The 520-nt window shown below is 64.6% G+C and carries 1 pseudogene; it reads left to right on the forward strand.

The features are described 5' to 3' along the window. Positions 1–108: 108 nt before the first annotated feature. A pseudogene (locus tag EN780_RS37275) lies at positions 109–520 on the forward strand (ABC transporter ATP-binding protein); the annotation flags it as partial.

Consider the following 520-nt stretch of genomic DNA (forward strand, 5'->3'; position numbering starts at 1 on the left):
GTCCAGCAGATGGGGCAGCCGGCGCACGATGTGGCAGGACGGCTGAAGTCGAAGAAGGAGGTTCGCCAAGGCAGCCCAGTAGAGTTCTTGGGCCCGGACGATGCCAGGATGGAAATCTGGCCCGGCACCATACTAGGCCTTGCCGGCGCACCAGCGGGTCCGACCGGGCTGATCAATCCTCTGGTCGGTGCCGGCAGGGGTGCTGGCTGGCACGTCTCCGGCGAAGGTTTCAAAGGAAGCTTTTCATCGCCGTCGCAGGCGGCGCGCGCCGGCGTCGGATTCATCTCGGGCGACAGGACGATGAAGGGGATACTCTCGCAGCTTCCGATCGTCGACAACGTGCTTGCCGCCCGCAGGGTTCGCGAAGGGCGGCAGATCGTTGGCGCGGCCGAAAGGCAGGAATGCCTTGATCTCGTCTCGGCACTGAAACTGAAGGCCGTTTCGATCTGGGATCTGCCGGCGTCGTTGTCCGGCGGCAACCAGCAGAAGCTTATCGTTGCCCGCTGGCTCGGCTTGCCCC

The sequence above is a fragment of the Mesorhizobium sp. M4B.F.Ca.ET.089.01.1.1 genome, assembly GCF_004022605.1.
GTDB lineage: Bacteria > Pseudomonadota > Alphaproteobacteria > Rhizobiales > Rhizobiaceae > Mesorhizobium > Mesorhizobium abyssinicae.